The organism is Pseudomonas sp. JAI120 (assembly GCF_014207255.1).
GTDB lineage: Bacteria > Pseudomonadota > Gammaproteobacteria > Pseudomonadales > Pseudomonadaceae > Aquipseudomonas.
Genome location: NZ_JACHCZ010000002.1, coordinates 202,798 through 219,991, shown reverse-complemented (window position 1 = coordinate 219,991; position 17,194 = coordinate 202,798). Strand labels below are relative to the sequence as shown.

Annotated in this window: 20 protein-coding genes; 19 read left to right on the top strand and 1 reads right to left on the bottom strand. The window is 58.4% G+C overall.

Going from position 1 to position 17,194, the window contains the following annotated elements; translation table 11 throughout:
* Positions 1-29 precede the first annotated feature (29 nt).
* The 9 genes from HDC32_RS12905 (at position 30) to HDC32_RS12865 (ending at position 4,039) form a co-directional block, all read left to right on the top strand.
* On the top strand, positions 30-446 hold the full coding sequence (locus HDC32_RS12905) for a cytoplasmic protein (RefSeq protein WP_184744323.1): 417 nt from the start codon (positions 30-32) through the stop codon (positions 444-446).
* Between the two features lie 57 nt (positions 447-503).
* Positions 504-1,451, top strand: a complete 948-nt coding sequence (locus HDC32_RS12900; RefSeq protein WP_184744321.1) for a Mu-like prophage major head subunit gpT family protein — start codon at positions 504-506, stop codon at positions 1,449-1,451.
* A 35-nt stretch (positions 1,452-1,486) separates the two neighbouring features.
* A complete protein-coding gene (locus HDC32_RS12895) occupies positions 1,487-1,735 on the top strand; it encodes a hypothetical protein (RefSeq protein WP_184744319.1) in 249 nt (82 codons plus the stop codon).
* A complete protein-coding gene (locus tag HDC32_RS12890; protein WP_184744316.1) occupies positions 1,725-1,934 on the top strand; it encodes a hypothetical protein in 210 nt (69 codons plus the stop codon). Before HDC32_RS12895 ends, HDC32_RS12890 begins: the two co-directional genes overlap by 11 nt.
* Entirely contained in the window at positions 1,927-2,214 is a 288-nt protein-coding gene (locus tag HDC32_RS12885) for a hypothetical protein (protein ID WP_184744314.1), read from the top strand. Before HDC32_RS12890 ends, HDC32_RS12885 begins: the two co-directional genes overlap by 8 nt.
* A gap of 5 nt (positions 2,215-2,219) precedes the next feature.
* Entirely contained in the window at positions 2,220-2,672 is a 453-nt protein-coding gene (locus HDC32_RS12880) for a hypothetical protein (protein WP_184744312.1), read from the top strand.
* Positions 2,673-2,682: 10 nt separating this feature from the next.
* The gene (locus HDC32_RS12875; protein WP_221461956.1) at positions 2,683-3,438 is read left to right on the top strand and encodes a hypothetical protein; all 756 of its coding nucleotides are present in this window, start codon (positions 2,683-2,685) and stop codon (positions 3,436-3,438) included.
* Entirely contained in the window at positions 3,435-3,782 is a 348-nt protein-coding gene (locus tag HDC32_RS12870) for a hypothetical protein (protein WP_141605610.1), read from the top strand. Before HDC32_RS12875 ends, HDC32_RS12870 begins: the two co-directional genes overlap by 4 nt.
* A 65-nt stretch (positions 3,783-3,847) precedes the next feature.
* Positions 3,848-4,039 carry a hypothetical protein gene (locus HDC32_RS12865; RefSeq protein WP_184744310.1) on the top strand — a complete coding sequence of 64 codons (192 nt, stop codon included), beginning with the start codon at positions 3,848-3,850 and terminating at the stop codon, positions 4,037-4,039.
* 57 nt (positions 4,040-4,096) lie between these two features.
* Here HDC32_RS12865 and HDC32_RS12860 read toward each other — a convergent pair whose 3' ends face one another.
* Positions 4,097-5,137, bottom strand: a complete 1,041-nt coding sequence (locus HDC32_RS12860; RefSeq protein WP_184744308.1) for a hypothetical protein — start codon at positions 5,135-5,137, stop codon at positions 4,097-4,099.
* A gap of 281 nt (positions 5,138-5,418) precedes the next feature.
* On the opposite strand from HDC32_RS12860, the gene HDC32_RS12855 reads away from it, so the two are divergent.
* The 10 genes from HDC32_RS12855 to HDC32_RS12815 all read left to right on the top strand — a co-directional run bounded on the left by HDC32_RS12855 (position 5,419) and on the right by HDC32_RS12815 (position 17,143).
* A complete protein-coding gene (locus HDC32_RS12855; protein WP_184744307.1) occupies positions 5,419-8,190 on the top strand; it encodes a hypothetical protein in 2,772 nt (923 codons plus the stop codon).
* A 9-nt stretch (positions 8,191-8,199) separates the two neighbouring features.
* On the top strand, positions 8,200-8,850 hold the full coding sequence (locus HDC32_RS12850; protein WP_184744305.1) for a DUF2460 domain-containing protein: 651 nt from the start codon (positions 8,200-8,202) through the stop codon (positions 8,848-8,850).
* The gene (locus HDC32_RS12845) at positions 8,847-9,707 is read left to right on the top strand and encodes a DUF2163 domain-containing protein (RefSeq protein ID WP_184744303.1); all 861 of its coding nucleotides are present in this window, start codon (positions 8,847-8,849) and stop codon (positions 9,705-9,707) included. The genes HDC32_RS12850 and HDC32_RS12845 overlap by 4 nt, the downstream gene beginning before the upstream one ends.
* The gene (locus HDC32_RS12840) at positions 9,704-10,162 is read left to right on the top strand and encodes a hypothetical protein (protein WP_184744301.1); all 459 of its coding nucleotides are present in this window, start codon (positions 9,704-9,706) and stop codon (positions 10,160-10,162) included. Before HDC32_RS12845 ends, HDC32_RS12840 begins: the two co-directional genes overlap by 4 nt.
* The gene (locus HDC32_RS12835; RefSeq protein WP_184744299.1) at positions 10,146-12,656 is read left to right on the top strand and encodes a phage tail protein; all 2,511 of its coding nucleotides are present in this window, start codon (positions 10,146-10,148) and stop codon (positions 12,654-12,656) included. The genes HDC32_RS12840 and HDC32_RS12835 overlap by 17 nt, the downstream gene beginning before the upstream one ends.
* A gap of 12 nt (positions 12,657-12,668) precedes the next feature.
* Positions 12,669-14,540, top strand: coding sequence for a hypothetical protein (locus HDC32_RS12830; protein WP_184744297.1), 1,872 nt, complete (start codon positions 12,669-12,671; stop codon positions 14,538-14,540).
* The gene (locus HDC32_RS12825) at positions 14,540-15,379 is read left to right on the top strand and encodes a hypothetical protein (RefSeq protein WP_184744295.1); all 840 of its coding nucleotides are present in this window, start codon (positions 14,540-14,542) and stop codon (positions 15,377-15,379) included. The genes HDC32_RS12830 and HDC32_RS12825 overlap by 1 nt, the downstream gene beginning before the upstream one ends.
* Before the next feature lie 434 nt (positions 15,380-15,813).
* Positions 15,814-16,323, top strand: coding sequence for a glycoside hydrolase family 104 protein (locus HDC32_RS12820; RefSeq protein WP_184744294.1), 510 nt, complete (start codon positions 15,814-15,816; stop codon positions 16,321-16,323).
* Positions 16,320-16,634: a DUF6527 family protein gene (locus tag HDC32_RS31860; protein ID WP_221461955.1), complete on the top strand. Its 315-nt coding sequence runs from the start codon at positions 16,320-16,322 to the stop codon at positions 16,632-16,634. The genes HDC32_RS12820 and HDC32_RS31860 overlap by 4 nt, the downstream gene beginning before the upstream one ends.
* The gene (locus HDC32_RS12815; protein WP_260403622.1) at positions 16,631-17,143 is read left to right on the top strand and encodes a lysis protein; all 513 of its coding nucleotides are present in this window, start codon (positions 16,631-16,633) and stop codon (positions 17,141-17,143) included. The genes HDC32_RS31860 and HDC32_RS12815 overlap by 4 nt, the downstream gene beginning before the upstream one ends.
* Positions 17,144-17,194 lie beyond the last annotated feature (51 nt).

The following is a 17,194-nucleotide window of genomic DNA, read 5'->3' as shown; positions in this document are numbered from 1 at the left end:
CCTTCCCACCCATGGCTCTGGAGAATCCTATGCCTCTTACACTCGACACCCCCCGCGCTTACGAGATCGGGGAAATTAACGATCTATCGGTTGCGGCCGGCGTGCAGATTTTCGAAGGTTCGGCGGTCGGCATTGTCGCGGCTAACGGCCTTGCGCGACCTCTGGCGGCGGGGGATCTGTTCGTGGGCTTCGCCGATCGCGGCGTCGACAATCGAATCGGCGCCGCTGCAGCAGCGCGTGTGCGTCTTCGCGAAGTGGGCAAAGTTGAACTGCCCGTCACTGCGCTGGCGATCACCGACATCGGTAAGCCGGTGTATGCCAGCGACAGCGGCACGTTTCTGCTCACCGCCGCCGGTAACAGCCTGATCGGGCATGTTCACCGTTTTGTGCGCACCGGCGTCGGCATCGTCAAGTTCACCGCCCAGGCCGTCCCTGTCGCGGCGTAACGCATCACTCAATCCGTTCTTTTTTTCTGACCGTATCCTTCTTCAGGAGAATCACCCATGGGTGCTGAAGTGCTTTCCAGCCGTGCCATCATCGGCATGTTTTACGAACTGCTCGAGCAGAATGTGGGGTCGAACTGGATCGACGCCGTGTCCAACCTGTTCGACTCCGACCAGGCCAAAGAAACCTATCCGTGGATCGGCATGGTGCCGACCTTGCGTGAGTGGATTGGAGGTCGCCACGCCAAGGGTTTTATCAGCGCTGATCTCGAAATCGAAAACCTGCACTTCGAGGCTACCATCGAGGTGCTGGTCACCGAGCTGCGCCGCGACAAAACCGGACAGTTGCGCATCCGCCTGGGCGAACTGGCTGACCGCACCAACGCGCACTGGGCGCGACTGCTGTCGGTGCTGCTGCTCAACGGCGAAAGCCAGACCTGCTATGACGGCCAGTACTTCTTCGATACCGACCACGAAGAAGGCCAGAGCGGCGTGCAGTCCAACAAGATCACCACCGACATCTCCGAACTGCCAGCGACACTTCACGGGACGCCCAGTCGGCCGAGCGTTGAGGAGTTCCAGCAGGCGGTTGCCCGGTCGGTTACCCAGTTGACCAGCTTCAAGGATGACCAGGGCGAACCCATCAACGAACTGGCACGCGAGTTTCTGGTGATGGTGCCGTTCAACCTGCTGAGCGTGGCACAGACGGCGCTTAGCGTGCCGCGCGGTACCAACATCAGCGAGATCGTCATGCCGGACAACGTGGTTGTCCGCGTGGTGGGCAACGTGCGCCTCAACGCCTGGCAGGACAAATTCGTGACCTTCCGCACGGACGGTCGATTGAAAGCGTTCATCCGTCAGCAAGAGACCGACGTGGCCATGAAGGCCAAGGCCGAAGGCTCGGAGTTCGAGTTCGACAACGATGCCCATCAATACGGCGTCGACACCTGGCGCAATGTGGGTTTTGGGCGCTGGCAGTACGCCGTTCTTAACCAACTGGTGGCGTAAGCCTTTCGGCCTGACACCTCACTGAGGGCATTGATATGCCGAAATACCGTGTGGAACAGACGATCACCCTTTATGGGGGTGAACTGATCCTGAATGCGGCCCAGGCCAGTGCGCGTGCGCACAACCTGGAGCCGGTCGCAAACAAGAAGGGCCGCTACACCATTGTGTCGCCTGTTCAGTTCAAAGCCGGGGAAGTGATTGTGATCCCCGGCGAGCCGGACAAGGCGTTGGGGCAGCGGTTGTCGAAACTGGAGAAGGTCGCAGGAGAGCGTAATGCCGAATAAATCCTACACGGTGCTATCCGGCTCGTTTCGCGGGCCAGATGACAAACTGACCGGGGCAGGGGGCGTGATCGAGTTGCCTGATGACGTGGCCGAGCGCTTTCGCCACCAGTTGGAAGTGCTGGTGGTCGAGCCTGCGCCGGCACCTTCCGCTGCAGCTGAGGGCGGACGCAAGCCCGTCAAGGTGAGCCCTGATGCTTGACGAAGATCTCAGGGGATTCCTTGAGGACTTCGACGTTGGCGGGATGGTTGATGGTCAGCCGTTTCTGGCCGCGCGGGATATGCCGGACGAAATCCACGGTATGGGTGGCACCAACAGCCAGTCGACCGGCTACGAGATCCTGGTCATCACCGCCGAGGCCGAGCGCCTGGGCATCGACAATCCCAAACTGATCACCGTCGACGGCGTGAATTTTCGCGTCCGGGACCGCCGGATGATCGATGACGGCGCCTTTAGCCTGGCCTCCCTCACCAAGGTTTAAACCTCATGCCCTCGATTCAAGAACGCATCGTCGCAAAGGCGCAGGCGCTGATTCTGGCCGCCGGTACGTTGGCGGCAGACCGGGTGTATCGGAGTCGCACTGAGGCGATCAGACGGGACATGACGCCGGCGATCGTGCTGCGTCCTGACCTTGAAACCTGTGAGCGCGAAAGTGCTGCAGTGGATCGCAACCAGTTCGAGCTGACGGTGGAAATCATCGCCCGGGAGGACACGGTCACAGGTGCTGCCTGGGATCAGGTCGCCGACTTGGTCAAGGTTGCCGTGCATGCGGTCCTGATGGCAGAGGACGCCTTTGAGGAGGCGGATCGGGTGCAGCGCTTCTACATCGACTGGATCGAAGACGAGGGCGACAACACCGCCGGCAACTGCATGGTGCGCTACCGCTTCACCTACCTGTGCAACACCGGCGACCTGACGGCCGGACCTACCTTTTACTGAGGAACACATTATGCAAATCGCATTCGGCAGCGGGTTGTTTTACGCCACTCCGCTGATGGACGCCTATGGCAATGCCATTTCGGCTCCGACCCCCATCCTGCTGGGTATCATGCAAGAAGCCTCGGTGGATCTGTCGTTTGATTCCAAAGAGTTGTTCGGCAGCGAGCAGTTTGCGGTCGACGCGGCGCGAGGCCAGGGCAAGCTGACCGGCAAGGCCAAGTCCGCCCAGATCAGCCTGCTGCAGTGGAATCAACTGGTGTTCGGGCAGACCCTGACCACCGGCCAGGTGTTAGTTCATCACTCCACGGAGCCCACAGTTGTGCCGGCAGGGGCCACCATCACCGTGGAGCCCCCAGCGGGCGGGACGCTATCGGGCGATCTTGGTGTACGCGGCGCCGGCGCGATCCCTTACGTACGGGTACTGAGCGCGCCTGCAGTTGGGCAGTACACCTTTGATGCCGCCACGGGGGAATATGCATTTGCCGCTGCAGACGTGGCCAAGTCGGTGTTCATTGATTACCGCTACACCGTTACGACAGGTAAAAGCCTGTCGGTGAAAAACCTGCCCATGGGGGACATGCCGGTATTCCAGGGCGAGCTGGTCCTGAAATACAAGGGCAAGACTGTGTACGTGCGCGTGCCGAACTTTGTCAGCAACAAGCTGGGGATCGCTACCAAACAGGACGATTACACCATTCCGGACTTTGAATTCACCGGCTACGCGGATGAGTTCGGCGAGGTGTGCTACTGGAGTGCCAACGAATGACGGTCGTGAATGTCCCCGGCGTTTCGTTCCCGTTTCCAGGGAAAACGCTCGTCATCCCCCCCCTTGCGCTGGGGGATCTGGAGCAACTGCTGGAGCGGATCAACGCGGTGATGGCCGGCAACATGGACCGGGACAGTATCGCAACGGTGATCGATGCCACGCACGCGGCATTGCGTCGGAACTACCCAGACATTGAGCGCGCAGAGGTGGCCTCGCTGCTGGATCTTCGCAACATGCGTGATGCGTTGGATGCTGTTATGAGTGCCTCGGGCCTGGAGGTCACAGAGTCGGCGCCGGGGGAAGCACTGGCCCCTTCGACTGGGGCCAACTCTACGCTCACCTGATCGCCAGTACCGGGCAAAGCCCGGTCACGCTTCGACGTGACTGGGACATGGTGATGGTAGGGCATATGACCAACTACTGGCGAAACCATCCGCCCGTTCATGTACTAGTCGCTGGTTATTTAGGGTATAAAGCTGCTCCTTCTATAAGTGATGCTCCTGCACTAGAAAGCAACTTATCCGAGATTGCCGCTGATTTGCGGGACGATTTACCTGAGCATTTACGACATGCCTTGGATGCTTTTACTTCAGTGAGGTGAACTCATAGCTCAGAGGTAATGTTCTCAGAGCTATGAGAGGATTGAGCTTCTTATAGGTTATCTCAAAGAAAGGTTAAGTTTTTGCGAGTAAATTTCTGCTGATTTTACTTGTATGGATTTATCTGGAAGTATTTTTGCGTCGATTTCGATTCTGATCAGAGCGTATTTCATATCGCTGTAATAATACTGTTCTATGCCATATTGCCCAAACCATTGGCCTGGTGCTTTTTCTTTGAGTGGGAAATACACCGGTGGGGCATCAATGTTTTCCCGATCTTCCCTCCAGATGCTGAGAACTGGGGCGTCTTGGGTGCCTCTTACTGTAAGGCGATAAAGAGGTTTTCTCTCCTTTGCAGAACTTCCAAGATCGGCACTTCTAGGTTCGCTAGATTCATTTAGTTTTAGGTTGAAACTGCTTTTGTTTACGTTGTTCTCATCGTTCTTCGTGACAGTATTAACCTTTCCTTTACCTCCAAACCAAGGAGTTTTCAGCTTTGCGGAAACATATGATAAGCACAAGTTGGGGTTTTTGACGCTTATTTTAAGTTTGTCTGGGGATTCTGGAGATTTACTCAAGCTTATTTTTGCAACTGAGACCCCAAAAGTTTGCGCTAGTGTGCTCGCATCCAGGTCTAAGTTGGCTGATGTCTTACTCTTGGCCTCAAAGGTGTAGTCGGAAACCATGATGCATTTGTAAACGAATTCCTTTTCGATAGGTGCGCCACGACTAAAATCTTTTATTTGTGTTACCGACCATCCTGAAGCATTTGAGGTAGTTGATCCTGAATGCTCAATGCCTGCTTTTGCCAGCACGCCTTTAAATGAAGCTTCTGCTCCGGCTTTGTAGTTAGAGTAGTCTTCCGATTGAACATCGTCGTAAGAGGGCGACGTCAATACGGTGTCATCACTAATTATGTAGCCGATTCCGCCTAAATATACATTTCCTGAGTCGCGCTCAACGTACCGCCCTAGAGCTTTTTCGACAGGGGGGCTTAGCGTTTTCCAACCGACACTCTTACCTGGACCTGTGTCATTTGAGACACACCCGAGCATTGATGAAGTGATCGCCACAGTTACGATTGATTTTTTTAAGCTCATGAAGATTCCCCTGTTTCAGAAATGAGTCAGTTGGTGGCTTAGCAGTGCTTCTAGTGACAGGTTTACGTGCTCGCTTGCTTTTTATAAATGGTCTAGCAGACAAGTGCGGAGATTGCAAAGTGTGATCAAGAATGGTTTTTTAAAAGCTGGTATTTGAGTCAGTTTCATTATGTGAAGGGGCCTTCTGTGACGATTTATAACACGGCTAAAATGTGGCCTATTTGTTTTAAGTCGTTGTTCTTATTGGAGGCGGGTGTTGGCCTTTAGATAGAGAAGACAGCATGGAAAGAAATATTGCATACCAGTTCACGGCCGGTACCCAAGGTTTCGATCGTGCAGTCGAAAGCATTGAGCGCAACATGCGTGAGGCACGGACCACTTTTGGTCGCGAGCTAAGGGCGATCAACACCGAAATGGTGGGCAGCCAAACCCGGCTCGCTCGTTTTGGTCCGGCAGTGAATGAGGCGTTCTCCGGCGTCAGCGCCATCATGCGTTCGGGCCTCGGCGGTGTGGCGGCTGGCATTGCGGGTGTGTTTGGTCTGGGTGCTTTCAAGCTTGGCCAGATCGTTAGCGATAGCAAGGACGCGGCGATCCAACAGGAAGCTGCTTACCGTGGCCTGGAAGCGGTGGCCAATCATGCCGGCGTCGGTATTGGTCGGGCCATGGATGAGGCTAACAAGCTCGCCTCCGACGGCTTGCTCAGCGTCGGTGATGCAGCCAAATCACTGCAAAACCTGCTAAGTCGCGGGTATAACGTGGACCAGGCAGTGGCGGTGATCAACCGCTTGAAAGACGCTGCAGCTTTCAACCGGCAAGCTAATCTCAGCATGTCGGAAGCTGTGGTGTCGGCCACCGAGGGCTTGAAAAACGAAAACTCGGTGCTGGTGGATAACGCCGGTGTCACGAAAAACGTCGCCAAAATGTGGGACGAGTACGCCAAGAGCATCGGCAGCAGTCGTGACAAGTTGTCTGACTCGCAAAAGATCACAGCCGAATACAACGGCATCATGAAAGAGACAGAGGCTCAGGTCGGTAATGCTGCCAAGGCAGCGGATGGATTGACCGGCAGCCAGGCCGAACTCGATTCCAAAAGCAACCAGCTGCAGGTCACCATTGGTACCATTCTTGAGCCTGTCTTCATCAGCCTGAATAAGCGTCTGTCTGAAACCGCCAGTTGGTTCAACAACCTATTGAAAGGTATGACCGGCGTAGGCCTTACCGTTGATGAGGTGGCGGCGAACGTCGCGCGCTACGAAGCGATGTTAGGGACAGTCATTGCCGGACCGCGCGGTGGGGGTGGCAAGGCCCAACTGGAAGCCACGCTGGTCGAAGAGCGCCTGCTGCTGGAAAACATGCAGTTGGTGTCCAATAAGCTGGAAGAAGTCGACGCGGGTATGCGCTCCCGTTCCGCTCGCATTGAAGAGCAGAGACGCAAAGTGGCGGAGATGGCCGCGACCGGCGATACAGCCCTGGCCAAAGCACCACAGCAGGGCAGGACAAGTCCGACCGCTTACGGCGTTGAAGTCGCCCGGCTGACCAAGCTGGAGCAGGCATACGCTGCAGCTGTCGAGCATCGGAAAAAAGTGGTCGAGTCCACAACTCCCCCTAAAAAAGCGGATGACCCGGTAAGTGCGCCGACGAAGGCCACGTCACGGGTCAGTGAGTGGACAGAAGCATTAGACGCGCAGAAGGTCGCTCACGCCCAGCAGCAGGCCGAGCAGGGCACTTTCCTGCAGTTCTCCCAGCAGCAGGAAATGCAGTACTGGCAGGGCATTCTCAAGCGCACGGATTTGAGCGCTGCCGAACGTTTGAGTGTTCAGCGCAATTACCTGGCGTCATTGAATGCGTTGCGCCGGCAGGACGAAGGCCAAGCCTTTGCCGATCTGCAGGCCCAGGCGCAGCAGTACCGCAACAATATGGACGCGCGTCTGCAGATCGCTCAGCAGACATTAGAGCGCAGCCGGCAACTCTACGGCCAGGACAGCCAGGAATACCGCAAGGCTGCGGCAGAGGTGGTCGCTGTCGAGCGCGAAAAGCAGCAGCAAATCACCAACATGAAACAGCAGCAGCTGGCTGCCGATCAGCAGGCGCGGCTTACCGACGTTGCGCATGCCGAGCAGATGGCCCAGCTGGATCTGCAAGCCAACCTGATCACCCAAGGCCAGTTGCTGCAGGCCCAGGCCGAGTTCGAAAAGCAACGGTATGCGATCGAAGCTCAGGCATTGGCCGAACGTAAAGCGCTGCTGGAGCAGGATCCTGACCGCAATCCGGTCGCCCTGCAGCAGGTCCAGCAGCAGATCCTGGCGCTGGAGCAAACCCACCGCAACAGCATGGCGGTGATTGGCAGGCAGCAAACATTCGAGTCGCAAAGCAACTGGACGGGCATGGTCGACAGTCTGCGTACCAGTTGGTCGAGCGGGCTTACCGGCATCATCAGCGGCACCATGAGCACCCAGGGCCTGTTGCGCGGGATCTTCACCAGCATCGGCACCGCGTTCGTTGAGAACATGGTCACCAAGCCGTTGATGGCCTGGATGTTCGGTGAGACGGCTAAAACCGGCGCGACGGTAGTGGGTGTAGGCGCTCGAACGGCTGCAGAGGCAGGTGGTGCCGCCATGTCCGTGGCGATCTGGGGCGCAGCCACGATCAAAAACATCATTGCCAGCGCCTGGCAGGCCATGGCCGGTGCCTTTGCAGCCATGTCGGCCATTCCGATCATTGGCCCTGTCCTGGGCGCGGCGGCGGCAGTCGCCGCCGGTGCGTTCGTATTTGGCCTGGTGAAAAACGTTGCTTCGGCCGAGGGCGGCTATGACATCCCTGCCGGTACTAACCCCATGACGCAACTCCACGAGCAGGAAATGGTGCTGCCTAAGCAATACGCCAATGTCATTCGCCAGGCAGCTAATGGGGAAGGGCAGTTAGGCGGTTCTGGCAACAGCTATCACTACCACGACAGCAGCGGCCGGATGTCTCCCGCTGATATTCGGCGTGGTGCACGGGTGCTGGCTGAGGAAATGCAAAAAATGCGGCGCAACGGCGCCATCAAAACTTAGGGGGGCGAGATGTCGTTAGGACCTTTTTGGCCGGCGCGCTGGATCGCCAGTTACCCCGATATGGGCGCGGCGGTTGAAGGCGTTCTGCCGCGCCTGCCCGGGCAAACCCTGCTTTCAAAAAAAGCACCTGAGTGGAGTACCGGTGTGCAGAAAGCTGCCAGCGGTCGACGCCGGACAACGGCGTACTACCCGGCGCCGCTGTGGTCTTTCCAGCTGAGTTACAACGCCGTACGCAAGCGCCCTGGGTTGGATGAGTGGTCGAGGCTGATTGAGTTCTTTAATCAGCGCAAAGGGCAATTCGGCGAGTTTCTGTTCTTTGACCGCAGTGATCACCTGGTAACGCTTCAGCGCTTCGGTACCGGGGACGGCACCACGCGAACATTCCAGCTTTCCCGGGAGATCGGTCACTGGGTGGAGCCGGTGTACGGGGTCGTCAATGTGGACGTCGTCACTGTCAGTGGTGCTCCTACTTCAGCCTTCACTGTGGATGAGCTGGGGCGCATCACCTTTACGGTGGCCCCTCCGATTGACGCGGCGCTGGTGTGGAGTGGGGCGTTTTATTTTCGCTGTGCTTTCGAGGCCGATTCGCTCGACGGGGCTCAGCCTTATCGCGCGATTTGGGAGCTCAAAAACATCGCGTTCACGAGTATCAAGCCATGATCGATGCCACACCTGAACTGAAATCCTTTCTGGCCACGGCGCGCAGTTTCGTCATGGCGGATCTGTACACGATTGCCTTGGCCAGCGGCCAGGTGCTGCGTTACACCGATGCGGGTTTGCAGATCTTCTACGCCGGACAGAACTACTCGGCCAGCGGGCCTATGATCAAGCGCACCGGCGTACGTGCGGTGCGCGGGATTGAGGTCGACACGTTGAACGTGACCTTTACTGCCGGCATGGACGACACCGTGTTCGGCGAGCCCTTGCTGCCATTCATTGCCGGCGGCGGTTTTGACGGGGCCACCCTGAACCTTGTCCGAGCGTTTATGGCGGACTGGCGGTCGCCCGTGGTGGGCACGGTCACTCGTTTTATCGGGCGGGTCGCGGAGGTGGATCCTGCCGACCGCGAGCAGGCGACGGTGACAGTAAAGTCGCCGATCGAGCTGCTGGACACCAAGGTGCCCCGGGGCGTTTATCAGCCCTCGTGCCTGCGCACGGTATACAGCGCCGATTGCGGGGTGAACCGTGCCCTGTTTGAAACCATGGGTGTAGTCCAGGGCGGCAGCACGGCCCTGCGTGTGAACTCCAATGTGCCCGCCACCCAGGGCTGGTTCGACCAGGGCGTGATTCGTTTTGTGAACGGTGCCAATGCAGGTGTGACAAGAACCGTACGCCGATTCACTGCAGATGGCGCCGTGACGATGATCCTGGGCCTGCCAGGCGTGCCAGTGGCCGGTGATCAGTTTCTGATTTACCCGGGTTGCCCACGGACGCTGGATGCCTGCACCAACAAATTCGGCAACCGAGCGCGGTACCGGGGGATGCCGTTCATTCCCGTCGCGGAGACATCGGTATGAGCCCGTTCGAAGTGCTGCAGCGTGATGCCGTGGTCGCGCAGGCTGAGCGCTGGTTGCGCACGCCGTACCAGCACCGGCAGCACCTGCTCGGCGTCGGCGTCGATTGCGCCTGGTTGCTGATTGAGGTGTATCACGCCGCCGGGTTGATTCCCTCGATCGATCCCGGGGCGTATGCCCAGGATTGGCACCTGCACCGCAGCGAGGAACGCTACCTGGGTTGGCTGGAGTTGTACGGCCGGCAGATCGACGTCCCACAGCGTGGCGATGTCGCGGTCTGGAAATTCGGCCGGACCTTCAGCCACGGCGCGGTGGTGGTCGATGAGCATCGCATCATTCATGCCTATCGGGACATCGGCGTCGAGTTTGCAGATAGGCGTGAGGAGCGGCTCTCCAGCCACACCGTGCGTTATTACACACTTAACCGATATGGAGTCAGCGATGGGGGGCAGCAGTAGTACCATTTCCAACAGTGCAACGCGCATCAACGCGCTGCAGATCCAGAGCAGTGCGAGTGGCAAGCCGATCGCCTGGATCGCCGGCCGCAATCGCGTCAGTCCTAATCTCATTTATTACAGTGACTTCGAAGCTGTCGCCAAAACCACGACGAAAAAGTCGGGAGGTAAAGGCGGGGGCGGAGCTACTCAAAAAGACACGACCTATACCTATTATGCGGCGCTGATCCTTGCGGTCGGGCGTGGGCCGCTGGGTGCCATTCACCGTGTCTTCCGCGACAAGGAAGTATTCACATCACTTGCTCAAGTGGGTTTGAACTACGCCAATGGCACTCATGATCAGACCGTGTGGGGTTTTCTTCAAACTCGCCACCCTGCCGAAGCGATTGCCTATTCCGATACGGCCTACGTGTTTTCCAGCAGGTACCTGCTAAACGATAACGCCGGCGTCCAGAATCATACCTTTGAGGTGGACGGGCGTTATCAAGTGCCCGGGCTGCCGGATGCCAACCCGGGCGATTTCCTGCCCGGGCTGTTGCTCGATCCATTGGACGGAATCGGTTTTACCCCTGCATGGGTCGCAGATATGTCGAACTACCGCAACTATTGCTTGGCGGAAAACTTACTCTTGAGTCCGGTACTCGACGAGCAGTCGCCGGCGAATGAGGCAATCGCGCGCTGGTTGCAACTGACCAACAGCGAGCTGGTGTGGTCCGCCGGTCAACTCAAGGTGATCCCCTACGGCGACCAGGCCGTCACCGGTAACGGCGTGACGTGGTTTCCGAACATCACGCCAGTGGCGGATCTGACCGATGACGATTTTCTTTCTGAGGAGGGTGAGCCGCCGGTCTCGCTCAAGATCAAGAGCCAGGCCGACAGCTACAACGAAGTGTCGCTGGAGATCCTTGATCGTGATCACGAGTACAACACCGACGTGGTGCGTGCGCCTGATCAGGCTGCCATTGAGCAGTTTGGCTCCAAGCCGATGGACACCATCAAAGCGTACGAGATCTGCAATATCGCCATCGGCGCCCATGCGGCGCAACTGTTGGTGCAGCGCAAGCTGTACGTGCGTAATGAATATGAGTTCTCCCTCGGCTGGCAGCATGTGCTCCTTGAGCCTATGGACCTGGTCACGATCACTGAGCCAGGGTTGAACCTGCACCAGCGCCTGGTCCGGCTGATTTCGGTTGAGGAGGACGAGCTGGGTAAGTTGGCGATCGTGGCCGAGGATGCGTTGCTGGGTGTTGGTAGTGCCCCGAATTACCCGGTGCAGAGCAAGAGCGGTTATCAGGGCAATCAGAACGTCGCCCCTGGTCCCGTCCTGGCGCCCATCATGTTCAACCCGCCCGAGAGCTTGCTGCCCGCCGGCACACTGCAGATCTGGGGCGGTGTTGCCGGTGTGGGTGAAGCCTGGGGCGGTTGTGAGATCTGGATCAGCGCTGATGGCGACAGCTACCGGTTAGCGGAGACGATTTACGGCAGGGCGCGCATGGGGAAACTGACAACGACTCTGGCCGCTGGAAGCGACCCCGATACGGTCAACACCTTGTCAGTGCAACTGGCAGCGGCGACGGAGCTGGCTGCCGCCACTACTGCAGAGGCGGACAGTGGCGCCACGCTATGTTGGGTGGCCGGTGAGTTGCTGAGTTACCGAGACGCGGTGCTCACGGGCGTCGGAGGCTATGAGCTGAGTTATCTGAGACGCGGACGTCTGAGCACGGCCATCTCCAGTCACTCGGCCGGTTCACCCTTTGTGCGGTTGGATGATGCCGTCTGGAAGTACAGCTACACGTCCGACCAGGTCGGCAAGACTGTCTGGGTCAAGTTCCGCTCATTTAACGTGTTCGGTCGAGCGCTTGAGGATCTGGCGGATGTCACGGCCTACAGCGTCACGTTGTCGCCGGCCCGGGTAGCGCCTGATACCGCGCAAAACCTCGCCCTGGTCGGTGCCTTCGAGGCGCCGTACTTCACCGTGAGTTGGGTGGCCGGAGCTCGTGCCGAAGATCGCTTGGTACGCATTCGTCACGCGGGCAGTAATGCCCTCCTGCGAGAGGTGGCGACCACCAGCACGGCATTCACGTATCAACGTGAAGATGCGCTGGTGGATGGCGCGCTCATTCGCAGCTATCGGGTGGAGGTCATCGAGCGCAACGCTGCAGGCCAGGCACAGTTGGTGTCGTTGTTGGTCACCAATACGGCGCCGGCGCCCGTTACGGGAACCGCCGCCACGGTCACTGGCACCACCACCGCGGATGTCAGTTGCGCGGCCAGTGCAGCTGCAGACACGGCGGGCTATGTGTTTGTGTATTCGACAGAGGAAGACTTTGATCCGGCAACTGCAGGAACGGTCGGCTATCAAGGCGTATCACGCACCGGGCAGATCACGGGACTGACGCCAGACACCACGTATTACCTCTGCGCTGCAGCGTACGACACCTGGAGCAGTGTACGCAGTCAACTCAACTTCGCCCCGGCGATCACCTTCAACACCTGATAGAGACTCATCATGCAACCTATTCAATTCTTTGCCGCAAGGGCTGAAGACGGCGTGCTATTGCCCGGAGCAACGGTGAGTGTGCTTGTCTCGGGGAGTGAGACCTTGGCGCCGCTGTTTTCCGATGCAGCGGCGACCGTTGTCCTGGCCAACCCCATGCATGCCGATGCCAGTGCGCGGGTGTTCTTTTACACCACGGCGGCTCGCATCGATATTCAGATTGGTTACGCAGGGTACCGAGCGCCGCTGCTGCAGGGCATCGGAACCAGTGATCCGGTGGATATGATCAATGCGGAAATTGATCGTCTCAACCGCGATATGGTCGATGGAAAAGTGCATGCCACTGTCGCGGCAGGTCTTCTGGCGACGGTCGACGGCCAGTCTTTTTACGTCGAACCCACCTCGCCAGATATATCGCGCAGTCTGTATGTGCGGGTCAGTGCCACGGAGGCCAGGCACGTCTCCGATGATCCGTCAGTGGGTTACATCGCAGAGATAGACGTGCGCACCTCTGCGGTTGAGAGCGGCACGTTTAACGGCTTGGAGCTGCGGTTTGTTCGACTGGCCGTAGAGTCCGGCTACACCTGGGCGCTGGTCGATTCGGTTGGACGCATGGCGCTGGGTTGCCGGGTGGATGGCTCACTCGTGGGCAAGTTCATGCTGCGCGACGGCACGGTTGATCGCAACACGCTGAAACTCGACCTCGACGGATTCATCGCCAAGGCATTGGACCCTCAGTCGGGATACGCGTGGGCAGTGATCGATACCCTGGGACGGATTGGTCTGGCTCTTCGAGTGGACGGTACCGTTACCGGGAAATTCTTGCTCGGCACCGGTGCCGTACCTCGCAAAGCGCTGGGGGCCGATCTGTCGGGCTTCATTGCGGTTCAACTGAGCCCAGAGTCCGGCTATGTCTGGGCTGTTGTTGATGCGGTTGGCCGCATTGCGCTGGGCATCACCACAGCCGGCAAAACGGTGGGTAATTTTGATATTCATATCCCCGATGTCACAGGGATCGAGTACCTCAAACCGGTTCACGACCTGCTTTGTGTAGGGGACTCCCTGACAGCCAACAGCAGTCAGGTCACCTGGCGGGAGCAACTGGCGCCACTGATCAGTGCGCGGACCATTGTGAATGGCGGAATTGGCGGCCAGACGTCTCGCCAGATCGCCGCGCGTTTCGGTGCTGGTACCGCACTGCTGACCGTCACGGACAACCAGATCCCGGCCTCGGGTTCGGTGACGGTCACGGCGTTGAGCACCTTATTGCTGTCCACGCCCGCGACCAATTCCGGCACCTACACGCTGACAGGTACCTTGGGCGGCATCCATGGGACGCTGACGTGTACGCACAGTGAGACAGGGGACTCCTCGGACGTTTACACCTTTGCTCGGGATGCTGCCGGAGACGCCCGATACAGCGCGCCCAAGTCGCCGTTTATACCCGACGTGCCCGGTGACGGGTTTTACACAGAGATTATCTGGATGGGTCGCAACAACCTCGACAACATCGAGCAGATCAAGGCCGACATTCGGGCCATGGTCGCTGTGCAGAAAACCGTTGAAAAACGCTACCTGATCATCACGCCGCCGCTTGGCGGCAACCCGACACCGGGCACGTCGACGGGAGAGGGTGTTGGTACCGCCACCTACAACAACTGTGTCGCCCTGGAAGATTGGGCCACCGCCGAGTACGGCGATCGCGTGATCAAGATCCGCGAGTGGCTGATGCAGTTCAACGATGGCAGCGCCGACGATCTGGACGACGTGGCCAAGGGCGTGGTTCCGCGTTCGCTTCGGCTGGACATCATTCACAACACCACGATCAGCAACGGGCATATCGCCCGTCGCATTGCCTATGAAATTAATCGGAGGTCCTGGTAATGGCCGGACAAAAAACCGTACTGGATGGCATCACCTTCACCGATACGACGTTGCCCATTCTGCGCTCCGATGCGTTGCTGAGTGCGGGGTCGCTGTATCTGTTCGACTTGGGGCATAGTTTGGGTGGTGTGAGCGGAGTGCCGGCAGCTGGAGCCTCCATTCCCAACATCGCTTACGCCGAAGCGGCAGCAGTGCTTGGTGCGGGTACCGAGAGCAGCTTGGCCGGGGTGTTCAGCAGCAACGCGGTCGCAGCTGACGCTCTGTTTGAGCGGACGCCCAAGAAGGGCCTACACGCCATTTACAGCCAGGTGAACAACACGGTGAGTGGTCATGGATCACAGATCAACATCGCAACAGCGATCCGTGACTACATCATCGCGAACAAAACCCACCTGTTCTATTTCTCGGTATGGGCACATCGCACACGCGCTGCGCTCTCTACGGGGCATCGATACATGGAGATCGGTAGCGGCGGTAACTTCCTGGGGTACATGAGTGGCGCCGGAAACACAGGCAAGGCTTCCGGGCTTTACAACGTCGTCGGCGGTGCCAACGCCGTGGCCAATCGGTACTCCTCGATGCGAGCGTCCGCTGGTAGCGGTGATACGGTGGCGGCAGCGGCCGGGAGTATTATTTTCGGTAACGGCGGATCTGGTTCCGCGCTGACCAATCAATGCCCCTCGGACATTTTCTATCGCGGCTACTGCGAGGATCTGACCGTGTCGGGGCGAACCTACGCTGACGTCGACGCCCTCGACAAGGCGTTATGGGATGCCGCTTTCGCTGCAGGTGGCCGGTTTGCTGGAGACACCTTCACCGCACCGTCGACTTTCCCATAGCTGGCCAGGTAAACCTATAAGCCCGCCGCAACTCATGGTCTGCGGCGGAAGCGGAATTTTTCCCAGCCGTTTTTGAACCTGAAAGTTCCGGTGTCTCCTCTGAGAGCGTAAAGGCTTGCTCTGTAACTAGCAGTGAATCGAGAAAATCCAAGACGTCTGATTTTTTTGTAGACCCAAACCCATCCGTGGTGATTGGTAGTTTTGGCGGGCCTTTGCACCATTGACGCGTTCCTTCTAGGGGGAATTTGGCGGGGATGATAGCGATGTGCCCCATCCAAAGGCTGTCAATTAATAACAGGACGGAACTTCTTGTAGCGGCGAGTTATTAGGCCTCATTCGTTTGAATGCAGCACCGTATAGAACGAACTCAACAGCGTTTATTTCACCTCCAATTCCCGCCGTTGTGCGGGTTTTTTTCGTCTGGAGAAAAGGCTATGGCACGACTCTCGACCACTCAAGCGGGCAGCCGCAACGCGCTGGCCTTCCTCGACATGCTCGCTTGGTCCGAGGGGACCAGCACGTCGCCGGCCACGGCCCTGGATGGTTACGACGTCATCGTGACGGGCATCGACAGGAAGCCTGAAGTCTTCACAGATTTCAGTGATCACCCCTTCGCAAAGGGACGGCGCTCGAAGGTCATCAACAGCAAGGGTCTGACATCTAATGCCTCGGGCCGATACCAGCAGATGTTGAAGGACTGGCCGTATTACCGAACTTTGCTGGCCCTGCCTGACTTCAGCCCGATCAGCCAGGACCTGCTGGCCCTGCAGCACATCCGCGAATGCCGCGCGCTACCTGACGTGCACGCCGGCCGGGTCGAATCCGCGATTGCAAAGTGTCGGAATATTTGGGCAAGCCTGCCTGGTGCAGGGTATGGCCAGCGTGAACACCGGCTTGCCGATTTGATCCAGCAGTACCGCCTGGCGGGTGGAGCACTGTCATGACGGCATTACGGAAAGTGTCACGCTGTCTGGCCCAAGCCGAGGAGGATCGTCTGTATTTTGAGTGTCCAGGGTGCGGCATGGCTCATGGCATTTCGCACGGCGCAGGGGTTGGTCCTCGGTGGGGGTGGAATGGGAACTTAGACGCGCCGACGTTCACGCCGAGCGTTCTGGTCCGATACACCTGGTCGGACGGCCCGAGGGTTTGCCATTCGTTCGTGACCGGTGGGCGTATCCAGTTTCTCCAGGACTGCACACACCATCTGGCAGGGCATACCGTCGATCTACCGGATTGGGAGGATGAGCAATGCTGACCACGCCACAGAAATTGGCGGTCTTGTTGATCGCTATGGCCATTGCGTTCGGTGCGGCCTGGCAGGTGCAAGCCTGGCGTTACACGGGAAAGCTCGCGAGCCAGGCCGCGCTTCAGGCTGACGATCTAAACAATCTGACCCAGGCCGCGCTCCGCCAGCAGCAGACCGAACAGGACAAGCGCCTGGCCACAGAGCAACAACTCGCCATCTCCGATCAACAGCACATACGAGAACTGTCCGATGCCAAACGTAATCAGGCTTTATTGCGTGACCGCCTTGCTACTGCTGATGTGCGGCTGTCAGTCCTTCTTGACGCCACGGACTCAGCCAGTGCCTGCGACGTGCCTGCCACCCCCGGCGCCGGCCGCGTGGTTCATGGCCCCACAAGAGCCCAACTTGACCCAGCGCATGCTCAACGAATTATCGGAATCACCGATGCCGGCGACCAAGGATTGATCGCGCTGCGGGCCTGTCAGGCCTACGCAAAAGAAGTCTCTACACCGAAGTAAAAGGAGCGGCCGGGCAGGATGCGTCAACATCCAGCCCGGCCACCTTCCCCG

Bases quoted from the DNA above. Each gene is read 5' to 3' on its own strand.
- HDC32_RS12830 (WP_184744297.1), top strand. From the start codon at position 12,669: ATGCAACCTATTCAATTCTTTGCCGCAAGGGCTGAAGACGGCGTGCTA.
- HDC32_RS12870 (WP_141605610.1), top strand. From the start codon at position 3,435: ATGACGGTCGTGAATGTCCCCGGCGTTTCGTTCCCGTTTCCAGGGAAA.
- HDC32_RS12855 (WP_184744307.1), top strand. From the start codon at position 5,419: ATGGAAAGAAATATTGCATACCAGTTCACGGCCGGTACCCAAGGTTTC.
- HDC32_RS12850 (WP_184744305.1), top strand. From the start codon at position 8,200: ATGTCGTTAGGACCTTTTTGGCCGGCGCGCTGGATCGCCAGTTACCCC.
- HDC32_RS12900 (WP_184744321.1), top strand. From the start codon at position 504: ATGGGTGCTGAAGTGCTTTCCAGCCGTGCCATCATCGGCATGTTTTAC.
- HDC32_RS12880 (WP_184744312.1), top strand. From the start codon at position 2,220: ATGCCCTCGATTCAAGAACGCATCGTCGCAAAGGCGCAGGCGCTGATT.
- HDC32_RS12885 (WP_184744314.1), top strand. From the start codon at position 1,927: ATGCTTGACGAAGATCTCAGGGGATTCCTTGAGGACTTCGACGTTGGC.
- HDC32_RS12845 (WP_184744303.1), top strand. From the start codon at position 8,847: ATGATCGATGCCACACCTGAACTGAAATCCTTTCTGGCCACGGCGCGC.
- HDC32_RS12840 (WP_184744301.1), top strand. From the start codon at position 9,704: ATGAGCCCGTTCGAAGTGCTGCAGCGTGATGCCGTGGTCGCGCAGGCT.
- HDC32_RS12890 (WP_184744316.1), top strand. From the start codon at position 1,725: ATGCCGAATAAATCCTACACGGTGCTATCCGGCTCGTTTCGCGGGCCA.
- HDC32_RS12820 (WP_184744294.1), top strand. From the start codon at position 15,814: ATGGCACGACTCTCGACCACTCAAGCGGGCAGCCGCAACGCGCTGGCC.
- HDC32_RS31860 (WP_221461955.1), top strand. From the start codon at position 16,320: ATGACGGCATTACGGAAAGTGTCACGCTGTCTGGCCCAAGCCGAGGAG.
- HDC32_RS12875 (WP_221461956.1), top strand. From the start codon at position 2,683: ATGCAAATCGCATTCGGCAGCGGGTTGTTTTACGCCACTCCGCTGATG.
- HDC32_RS12905 (WP_184744323.1), top strand. From the start codon at position 30: ATGCCTCTTACACTCGACACCCCCCGCGCTTACGAGATCGGGGAAATT.
- HDC32_RS12835 (WP_184744299.1), top strand. From the start codon at position 10,146: ATGGGGGGCAGCAGTAGTACCATTTCCAACAGTGCAACGCGCATCAAC.
- HDC32_RS12860 (WP_184744308.1), bottom strand. From the start codon at position 5,137: ATGAGCTTAAAAAAATCAATCGTAACTGTGGCGATCACTTCATCAATG.
- HDC32_RS12825 (WP_184744295.1), top strand. From the start codon at position 14,540: ATGGCCGGACAAAAAACCGTACTGGATGGCATCACCTTCACCGATACG.
- HDC32_RS12895 (WP_184744319.1), top strand. From the start codon at position 1,487: ATGCCGAAATACCGTGTGGAACAGACGATCACCCTTTATGGGGGTGAA.
- HDC32_RS12865 (WP_184744310.1), top strand. From the start codon at position 3,848: ATGACCAACTACTGGCGAAACCATCCGCCCGTTCATGTACTAGTCGCT.